The sequence below is a fragment of the uncultured Caballeronia sp. genome (assembly GCF_964243625.1).
Lineage (GTDB): Bacteria > Pseudomonadota > Gammaproteobacteria > Burkholderiales > Burkholderiaceae > Caballeronia.
The window spans coordinates 1-6,969 of record NZ_CAXTGZ010000309.1 but is presented as its reverse complement, the minus strand read 5'-3'; the positions used below and the strand labels follow the sequence as shown (position 1 = coordinate 6,969).

Here is a 6,969-nt window from a genome sequence, read left to right as displayed (position 1 = left end):
CCAAATCGCTCAGGAACTTGCGGGCCGGCGCAAAGAAGGTAACCCCGCTGACAGCCCGGGAGAAGTCGAGGATCCGGTCATGAAGCGGCGGAGGGTTGCCTATGAACATCCGTTCCAGCATCTTGTCGATCACCCACAGATGGCGCGAATAGCCAATGAAGTAGGTACCATACTCGCCGCGACCGGGAACGGCGAATGGCATGTTGTCCCTGAGGATGTCGTGCTCACCCTCTGCGTCCTCGATCGTGCAGAGCGTCTTGTGGGATTTCTGGCCTTCCGTCGCATCCGGCAACTCGCTGTTGCTGAACTTGGTACGACCGATGATCGCCTCCTGGGTTTCCACACTCTGCGCGCGCCAGGCGCCCATGTCGTGCAGATACTTCTGGATCACAACATAGCTGCCGCCGGTATAGGCCGGATCTTCGTCGCCGACGATCGTCGCGGCCGGCAGGTCGAGGCCGTCGGGATTAGCGGTGCCGTCGACGAACTCCAGCAGGTCGCGGCCATCGAAGTAGCGAAATCCTGCGACGTCGTCGATTGCGGTAACAGAGTCCCCGAAGGCCTCGAGCAGAAGCTTCTCGAACTCGATGATCACGCCCATCGACTCGGCACGAATGTGATACAGCAGATCGCCTTCTGTGGCCACCGCGGTATGCTTCGCGCCGCGCACTTCCTTGAACGGCGCGAGTTCGCTGGGCGCCGGTTTGCCGGTGAGCGGCCCCCATACGCGATGTGAAATCCCCACGTTGCAGGTGAACACGCCGCCCTCGGTCCGGATCCTGACATCCTTGACGAGGTCATCGGTGCTCCCTACAACCGAGCGCGCTGTGGCAATCGACGCATCGTCGTCTTTCACGACGAGAATAAGGAATGCGGCTGCCGCCGACAACGGTGCATCGATGGATTGCGGCTCTGTATCGAGCGCGCGCCGGGCAGCGGAGAGTGGCGATGATGTCGGGCTCAAGATTTCTCCTGTGGTGTCGGTTGCGGCGTCCACTTCCATTATCGATGAAACTCCGGACGCATCAACTGAACCTCCCGGTTCTTCTTGTCGGGTTCAGCGAGACAGATCAGTGGGCAGTTCGCCGATCTGCCGAAACATGCTGAGCCAGTCCTCGAGATGCCACGTCCGGGTGATCTTGCCATTCTTCACTTCGTGGAACGCGTGAATAGCGAAAGTCACTGGCTTCGACGTCGCCGCCACGCCCATGATCGGACCGGTTTGCGTTCCCGAGACACTCGCACGAACGGCGACGCGGTCGTCGCTGACGAGAACATCGAGCAGATCGATTTTCATATCGGGCAAGCCGATCGCCAGATTCCTGAATGCGGGAATCATCTGGTCCGGGCCGGACTGGCCGTCAGATAATGCGGGGATGTACTGCCAATCGCCCGCCACGACCGCGCGCAATTGTTCCATATCGTGCGCGGCGACCGCCTTGTAAAAATCGACGATGAGCTGCCGTTGCGCCGTGTGCGGCATTTGATGCAAATGTTCCATGTCAGCTCCCGGACCCACGATGAATGAACGGTTGATCGTTCCTATCTTAGCGCCGACGCGAATTTCGTTGTGTCACGCCGCAGACTTGGTGCGCTCCGCCGCCCGTTACCTCGTCGGCCCGCCGGCAAGCTGGCGCGTGTGGGTTCTCAGATTGATGCGATCGGAGGTGAGCTCGGCGAGCGTCTTGAGCGTTGCCCGCTGCTCGTCATTGATCTGACGTGGCTTGTTGTCGATGACGCAAAGCGATCCCAGCGCGTAACCTTCATAGTCCTTGATCGGAGCGCCGGCATAAAAACGAATCTCCGGCGTTCCGGTCACGAGCGGATTGCCGCGAAAACGATCGTCGGCAGCCGCATCTTCCACGACAAAAACGCCATTCTGCACGATCGTATGGTTGCAGAAGGCCCATAGGCGCGGCGTCTGGCGTTCGGTCAACCCGACCTGCGCTTTGAACCACTGCCGGTCGTGCGTCAGCAGACTCATCAGGCAAACTGGCGTTTGCAAAACATTTGCCGCCACTTGGACGATCTTGTCGAAGGCCGGCTCGAAAGGTGTATCGACCAGGCCCGTTCGGTTCAGCGCTTTGAGCCGCTCGTTTTCGTCGGGAGGAACCGGATATCCGCGCATGCTTTCCGACAGTGCAGGTACTCGATTCGATGCACCGGGCTCACCTTGCGCCAGGATCGTCTCGACGATCGCGCGAAGTTCTTCGCCGCCAGACTGCGGCGACGCCACCGATACCTGCTCACCGGGACGCATTTGCGCCACGACCTGCCCAGCGGTCATGTCGCCAAGAACGAGCACATGCGTATGCCCGAGCAACGGATCGATAAAAAGATGCGTGAGCATTGCGAGCTGTTCGAGGTTCGTATGTCCCACTTCAATCACTACGACCGCCGGCATGGTTCGGCCGATGATTGTCAGCGATGAGAGCGGATCGCTGTCGTCGATCGCGATCACCTCGCCCAGCGCCGATAGTGCTTCGCAAATTCGCGCATTGTTGAGCTTGCCCGCCTGAACCAGCATCACCGGTCTGCGCTTCGGCTCGGAAGGCGCCAGCCGTTCGCGCAGCGCGATCACCTCGCTGCGACGCACGCGCCGGTGCCCGCCGGGTGTCTTCCACGACTCCAGTGCGTACTGCTCGATCCAGACTTGCGCAGTGCGCGTCGACACTCCCAGCAAGGATGCGGCTTCTCGGGAGGTGATGATTGGATCGTCCATGGTGCGGGAAAAAGTGGATTGGACATGGACACACGCTAGGACAACGATTGCGCGGTCATTCCTACATCTTACCTGTTCGCACAATCCCTATTCAGTAGAAAAGCCAAAATTGGCAAATTTGGAAAAATCGCTAAAGTATCCAGCCTTCCACTCGTTAACCTTCCATGTACGCGTTCGCTGATTTCTTCGGGACCCGGAAAACACTGATCCGCTCAACCACAAAAATAGAGGTGTTCAATGAGATCGAAATCCTGGACCGTGCGCGGTCGGCTAGCAGCTTCGTATGGCATGTTGATGATGCTTCTCGTGGTGGTCGCGGGACTCGCGCTCATTGAACTAAGCGAGGCGAATCATCGGTTGAAAACGTATATCGATGGTGTGAGCGAGCGCGCCGACCTCGCCATGCGCGTACGAACCGCCGTGGACCGGCGCGCGATCGCAGCGCGCAATCTCGTGATCGTCACCTCGGCCGACGACATGGCAGCAGAGAAGGCGGCGGTCCTCGCCGCGCACGACGATGTCCAGTCGAACCTGAGAAAACTCAACGACTCGATCGCCAGATCCGACGACCCCAACGCTAAAACGCTGATCGACGCCATTGCATCGGTCGAGCGCGATTACGGGCCCGTTGCACTGGACATCGTCAAGGATGCGCTCGAAGGCCGCCAGGATCAGGCGCGCGTGAAGATCACGTCCAAATGCCGCCCGCTTCTCGCCGCACTCGTGAAGTCGACCGATGATTTCGCGCTCTACACACGAGAACAAGCGGACAAGCTGGAAATACAGGCTGACAGCGCGTATGCGACGCAGCGCGCGATTCTTGTCGGGCTTTGCGCCCTGGCGGTGGCGCTTGCGCTCGCGGCCGGCGTGCTCATCACGCGCAGCCTCACCCGCGCGCTCGGCGCCGAGCCGGACATGTTGCGCGCCGAGGCCGAACGGGTGGCACGCGGCGAACTCACACCCTCCGACGCGTCGCTTGACGCGCACGAAGGCAGCGTGATGGCGTCGATGGCGAACATGCGTGCGAGCCTGATCCGGCTGATTGGCGAAGTGCGCGGAGCGGCGCAGAACATCGCGAATGGCTCGACGGAAATTGCCGCGGGCAACATCGACTTGTCCTCCCGTACTGAGCAACAAGCCGCGTCCTTGCAGCAAACCGCCTCGAGCATGGACGAGTTGACCTCGACCGTGCGCAGCAATGCAGAGAATGCCGTGCTCGCGAGCACGCTTGCAGCGGACGCATCGAATGTCGCGACACGCGGCAATGAAGTCGTCGGCCGTCTCGTGAACAGCATGGCTGCGATCAGCGACAACTCAGGCCGGATTGCGGAGATCACCGGCATTATCGAAGGCATCGCGTTCCAGACCAATATCCTCGCGCTCAACGCCGCCGTGGAAGCGGCGCGCGCCGGCGAACAGGGGCGCGGTTTCGCGGTCGTCGCGTCTGAAGTACGCAGCCTCGCCCAGCGTTCATCCAGTGCGGCCAAGGAGATCAAGGGGCTCATCTCGACGTCGGTTGACAACGTCCGCCAAGGCTCGCAATTTGCGGACGAAGCAGGCGTCACCATTTCAGAAGTGACAGAGGCCGTCTCGCGCGTCACCACCATCCTTGGTGAAATCTCCTCTGCCTCGGGCGACCAGAGCCGTGGCATCGAGCAGGTCAACCTCGCAATCACGCAAATGGACCAGGTAACGCAACAGAACGCCGCGCTGGTGGAAGAGGCTGCGGCTGCTTCGCAATCGCTCGAAACCCAGGGCAGACGGCTAGTCGAAAGTGTGTCGCAATTCCGGCTTGCCACTGCGCCGGGTGGGCACATGGCAGGTTGAGATCCAGATGACCGAGTCTTCGGAACCCGAGCATGAGAACGACCGGCTGACTGAACGAATTCAGCCGGTCTTCTCGACACACGTGCAAAGCCACTTTACGACTGCTTGACCCGCATTCCGGCAGTCTCAACGCTGATCCGGTTCTGGCTCCGGGCTGCCGACATCGGGCACATCTGAAGGCGATGGTCCGGGGTTCGGAGCGTCTGGCGGCGGTTCGGGAATGGTTGAGTCCAGGGTTGCGAAATCCATGATATCTCCGGCTGAGTAATTTAAAGCGAATTGCAGGTCGCCCCATGCGAGGGGTGCATTGAACGACTACAGCGTGCTTCCGGGAAGCGCATTCAAGCGTATTTGTTCCATTGGCTCGGCCAAGATTTCTTTCATGACCGTTGTTGCCTGCGTAAGTGTGGGCGCCTTCATATGCGCCTGTAATGCAGCTTCGCTTTCCCATGCCTCGTAAGTGATGAAGCGCGTCGGCTGCTCAAGGTCATTGAGCAGCGTGTACGCGAGGCAACCCGGCTCTGCCTGGAACTTGGGCAACGCGTCAAGCAGCAAGCCCTTCAACTGATCTTCCTTACCGGCACTCGCCTTCATGATGGCGATGACATTCAAGACTTCAGCCATAGTTTCTCCTTGAATGTGCTACTAGCTGGCGGTTTCATCGTCCGATGGCGTTGCCTTGTTTTCATCTTCCTTCAAATGCGGCTTCTTCCCTGGCTGTGGAGCATGAACCGCTTCAGGAGCAATCTCCTCGCCGTGATGCTTTTTCTCTTGCTGTACTTTCTTGTCGTGTGCAACGTTGCGTGGATCAGTCATGGAAACCTTTAATGGAGAGTTGATGGGAGCGGGCTGAAACCGGCGGGAGCCGAACGTGCACGAATGCAGTTGCGGCGCGGGCGACAGCTTTTTTCGCCACCTATCAGGCCATTCGCAAGGCGCATGCCTCCATGACTCGCAGGGAGGGGCCGTCGGGTCCGCCGATGATTTTTGTCGCACAAACAGCAGGCAAGATTTTCGCGGATAGTCAGGCACGGCCATGCCACAAAACGAGGCGCCTCAAAGCGACACCGAACGCAGGATATCCAATGCCATCGACGGCAATCTGGATAGGTCTCGGAATTCGCCAGGCGCGAAGATGGGAAACGGAAATGCTGGAAGCGGCGACAAACCCCGATGCCGTACTGGACGCAGTAGAACAACGAAAGACAAACGATGCGTAATCGTCAGGCACGAAAGGAACACGTAAGCCAGGTCAAACAGTTCTCACCTAACGTCTTGCACGGATAAATATGTCGTGTGCTAAGGTTAGTAAAAACCCTAGCACTGAAATTTCAGACAGGACGCGCCATGCAAACACGTTCCAATTTGCTTGAACAGCCATCGACGACATTTCGCACCGCACACTCCCGCATTGAAGCCATGCTGGAACAACTGCAGCCTACCAATGAAGCGGAGCGCGAAGCGTTTCAGATGGCTCGAGCGCTAGCCGAGGCCGGAGATGCCGAAGCCGCTGAACTTGAAATGAGTGAAGTGCTTGCGCGTCGCCGGTATCGCGTGGGCGGCCCGCTTAATACTTCACGTTAGAACATTGCCTCAAGCTGCGTAACGGGCTTTCACCAGACTCGCGGCTTGCGCGAATCCGGGGCCGTCGTTTCGCTCGCTACCCTCATCAAACTTCTTCAGTCTGGCGCATGCGCGGCAGCATGCGGTCGAATTCACGCTTGACGATGCCGTAGCATTCGCACGCACGCGCTTCAAGACCGGCCCGATCGAGCACCTTGATGCAACCGCGGCTGTGGTGAATCAGGCCCGCGTCATGGAGCTTCCCCGCTGCTTCCGTCACACCTTCCCGGCGCACGCCCAGCATGTCGGCAATCATCTGCTGTGTGACCTGCAGGTTATTCGTCGGCGTACGATCGATCTCGATCAACAACCAACGGCACAACTGCTTGGAAAGCGAGTGATGACGGTTGCATGCGGCCGTCTGCGCCACTTGCGTCAACAGCGCTTGCATATACAGCAGCATCAGGCGGCGCAGAAAATCAGAACGGTTGAAGTGCTCACGCAAGGCGCTTGCGCTCATCCGGTACGCGAACCCGCTGCACTGGACCTGAACGCGCGTGGGCATGGTGTCGCCGCCCGTCAGCACTGGAACACCTGTCATGCCTTCGCGTCCGATCGCGGCGATCTCGGCCGAACCGCCGTCTTCCATCGTGTGAAGCAGCGAGATGATGGCGGTCGTCGGGAAATACACGTGATGAATGCGTTGTCCCGAATCGCACAGCAATTGGTCGGTGCGAAGTTGAACCAGTTCAAGATGCGGCGTGAGGGCTTGCCATTCGTGTGCGGGAAGCGCACCCAACAAATGATTGCCGTGCAGGTCGGACTGAAGGGTCAGCATGATGTTCTTCTCTCGTGAC

The 6,969-nt window shown here is 59.2% G+C and carries 8 protein-coding genes; 2 read left to right on the top strand and 6 right to left on the bottom strand.

The genetic code is table 11. The features are described from left to right. The 3 genes from ACFFAR_RS19920 to ACFFAR_RS19910 form a co-directional block, all read right to left on the bottom strand. On the bottom strand, positions 1-1,003 hold a 1,003-nt coding region (locus ACFFAR_RS19920; RefSeq protein WP_375508322.1), incomplete at its 3' end, for a Dyp-type peroxidase. A gap of 54 nt (positions 1,004-1,057) precedes the next feature. Continuing rightward, positions 1,058-1,501, bottom strand: a complete 444-nt coding sequence (locus tag ACFFAR_RS19915; protein WP_174363813.1) for an ester cyclase — start codon at positions 1,499-1,501, stop codon at positions 1,058-1,060. 105 nt (positions 1,502-1,606) lie between these two features. Further along, a complete protein-coding gene (locus ACFFAR_RS19910; protein WP_375508321.1) occupies positions 1,607-2,722 on the bottom strand; it encodes a GAF domain-containing protein in 1,116 nt (371 codons plus the stop codon). Between the two features lie 237 nt (positions 2,723-2,959). On the opposite strand from ACFFAR_RS19910, the gene ACFFAR_RS19905 reads away from it, so the two are divergent. Then, the gene (locus tag ACFFAR_RS19905; protein WP_174363811.1) at positions 2,960-4,549 is read left to right on the top strand and encodes a methyl-accepting chemotaxis protein; all 1,590 of its coding nucleotides are present in this window, start codon (positions 2,960-2,962) and stop codon (positions 4,547-4,549) included. 315 nt (positions 4,550-4,864) lie between these two features. On the opposite strand, the gene ACFFAR_RS19900 is transcribed toward ACFFAR_RS19905, so the two are convergent. Both ACFFAR_RS19900 and ACFFAR_RS19895 read right to left on the bottom strand, forming a co-directional pair. Continuing rightward, on the bottom strand, positions 4,865-5,173 hold the full coding sequence (locus tag ACFFAR_RS19900; protein ID WP_174363810.1) for an antibiotic biosynthesis monooxygenase: 309 nt from the start codon (positions 5,171-5,173) through the stop codon (positions 4,865-4,867). Positions 5,174-5,194: 21 nt separating this feature from the next. After that, positions 5,195-5,365, bottom strand: coding sequence for a hypothetical protein (locus ACFFAR_RS19895; protein WP_086382831.1), 171 nt, complete (start codon positions 5,363-5,365; stop codon positions 5,195-5,197). Between the two features lie 531 nt (positions 5,366-5,896). Between ACFFAR_RS19895 and ACFFAR_RS19890 the strand changes: the two genes are divergently transcribed. Beyond that, complete coding sequence (locus tag ACFFAR_RS19890) at positions 5,897-6,133, top strand: hypothetical protein (RefSeq protein ID WP_062002932.1); 237 nt, start codon at positions 5,897-5,899, stop codon at positions 6,131-6,133. An 85-nt stretch (positions 6,134-6,218) separates the two neighbouring features. Here the strand turns inward: ACFFAR_RS19890 and ACFFAR_RS19885 are convergent, their stop codons facing one another. Then, on the bottom strand, positions 6,219-6,950 hold the full coding sequence (locus ACFFAR_RS19885) for a Crp/Fnr family transcriptional regulator (RefSeq protein ID WP_375508323.1): 732 nt from the start codon (positions 6,948-6,950) through the stop codon (positions 6,219-6,221). Between the last annotated feature and the right edge of the window lie 19 nt (positions 6,951-6,969).

Bases quoted from the DNA above. Each gene is read 5' to 3' on its own strand.
- ACFFAR_RS19915 (WP_174363813.1), bottom strand. From the start codon at position 1,501: ATGGAACATTTGCATCAAATGCCGCACACGGCGCAACGGCAGCTCATC.
- ACFFAR_RS19910 (WP_375508321.1), bottom strand. From the start codon at position 2,722: ATGGACGATCCAATCATCACCTCCCGAGAAGCCGCATCCTTGCTGGGA.
- ACFFAR_RS19905 (WP_174363811.1), top strand. From the start codon at position 2,960: ATGAGATCGAAATCCTGGACCGTGCGCGGTCGGCTAGCAGCTTCGTAT.
- ACFFAR_RS19900 (WP_174363810.1), bottom strand. From the start codon at position 5,173: ATGGCTGAAGTCTTGAATGTCATCGCCATCATGAAGGCGAGTGCCGGT.
- ACFFAR_RS19895 (WP_086382831.1), bottom strand. From the start codon at position 5,365: ATGACTGATCCACGCAACGTTGCACACGACAAGAAAGTACAGCAAGAG.
- ACFFAR_RS19890 (WP_062002932.1), top strand. From the start codon at position 5,897: ATGCAAACACGTTCCAATTTGCTTGAACAGCCATCGACGACATTTCGC.
- ACFFAR_RS19885 (WP_375508323.1), bottom strand. From the start codon at position 6,950: ATGCTGACCCTTCAGTCCGACCTGCACGGCAATCATTTGTTGGGTGCG.